Below are 1,674 nucleotides of genomic sequence, written 5' to 3'. Positions count from 1 at the left end.
AAGATTTTTTCGCAAGTCTTCAATAAAAGCGGTTACCATAACCACTACGATGGTAGAAAGGAATAACAAGCTGCAGAAAATAAGAACGCAGAATAAAAAGTCTTCATATAAAAAATATAAGTTCACCGCGCTAGCTGAAACACAAATGGCATTGAGGAACAACAAGACAACATAATGATTAAACCGCTGAGATAACTTTTTGCTTATAACCGGCAAAACCAACCCCAACACCATATACATAATGGCGGCCTGAATCGAAGCAGGGTTAACTCCTAACAAAAAACGAAGTGCTGATATCAAGAATACGGTTGGAATAGAAATTGAAAAGCCAAAATAATACACTAACAAAATCAAAATAATGTGTCTTAAATCTAATTTGACCTCTTGAGGGAGACTAACTGAAAAAAGCATTAAGAGAAAGCTCGTCATGCTGGACATCAAAACCATACTAACCTTTTGCTTTAAACTTAGCGTATAATTTTTTTCCATAGGAATTAGTTTAACAAAAATATAAGACGCAGTACTAAGAATAGAAATATTTGCGATAATATCTAAAAAAATAGTTCTTAGCATAATTGTTCCTCCAATCAGCCAGGCATAGTAGACAAAAAAAGTGATTTAATTAGTTACATATTAACGACATTTTTTTATACATTTTGAAGGTTTTCCAAAATGATACCCTTGTTGAAGCACTATCCCTTGTTCTTTCAATCCGTCACTTGTTTCTTGATCTTCAATTCCTTCTACAATCAAATCAAGATGATAGTCTTCAGCAAATTTTTTCCACGCTTGTAGGAAAAAATTCAGTGTTTCTTCTTTTAAATTTTTTTTATTGCATTTTACGATTGAAAATTTAATTTGATCTAGATATGAGGTGTATTTTAAAACTTCATCTAAGGAGTTTTTCCCTGAACCAACATCATCCAATGCGATACGATACCCTTTTGCTTTAATTGAAGCAAAAATTGACTGCAGATTTTGATCAACCGTTAAGGCATCTATGTTTTCCATTGAAGCTGCAAATAAGGGTAAGTCTTCAGTTACTTCTATGATCAGCTGTTCAGCGTATGGTTCCATTCTGGTTAAAAAAAGATGAGTTTCCAAATAAAATAATTGTCTAGGTGCAAAATTAATAGAAAATTGGACTGTTGGAAATACACGCATCAATTGCATCAATTCATTTTGAAACCAATTTAAAAAACGATTGTGTTCTTTTTTATGATGAATCACTTTTTCCATTCTCTTTGCTGGATAATACGGGTTTTGTTCTTTATTTCTTAATAAAATTTCATATCCCATAACTTGATGGTTTTTCACATCAACTTTAGGCTGGAAATGAAACTGAAATTCATCCATTTGAAGACCTCCCTTAATACTACTTATATCGGTCATTTACAAGGGAAAATAAGACAATGAACTGACTCTTTTTTAGTACCAATCAATTACTCTTCTGTTAAGTTTGTTTTATATAAAACATCCACGGTTTTTGCCCACATATAATCAAAAAAGTGAATCGTTGAATAATCAGCATTTTTGTCAAAAGGAGATTGTTTTAAAAGCACTTGGTGAAGCTGTTCAGCATAAGCTTCTTCATGAATCAATTTAAAATAAAGAGTAGCTAAAGCATAGACCGCACTTGATTCATAAGCCACAGCCGGTGTGAAATCTGTTCTA

Annotated in this window: 2 protein-coding genes and 1 pseudogene; all 3 read right to left on the bottom strand. The window is 32.3% G+C overall.

Annotation, left to right across the window (positions count from 1 at the left end; genetic code table 11):
* Positions 1 to 573: pseudogene (locus RT405_RS07460) on the bottom strand (GGDEF domain-containing protein); the annotation flags it as partial.
* 60 nt (positions 574 to 633) lie between these two features.
* The gene (locus RT405_RS07455; RefSeq protein ID WP_313468846.1) at positions 634 to 1,356 is read right to left on the bottom strand and encodes an EAL domain-containing protein; all 723 of its coding nucleotides are present in this window, start codon (positions 1,354 to 1,356) and stop codon (positions 634 to 636) included.
* Positions 1,357 to 1,442: 86 nt separating this feature from the next.
* A partial coding sequence (locus RT405_RS07450; protein ID WP_313468844.1) for a hypothetical protein occupies positions 1,443 to 1,674 on the bottom strand: 232 nt, incomplete at its 5' end.

Source organism: Carnobacterium sp. (genome assembly GCF_032094055.1).
GTDB lineage: Bacteria > Bacillota > Bacilli > Lactobacillales > Carnobacteriaceae > Carnobacterium_A.
The sequence above is the reverse complement of the archived record's forward strand: the minus strand, read 5'-3'. Positions and strand labels throughout refer to the sequence as shown.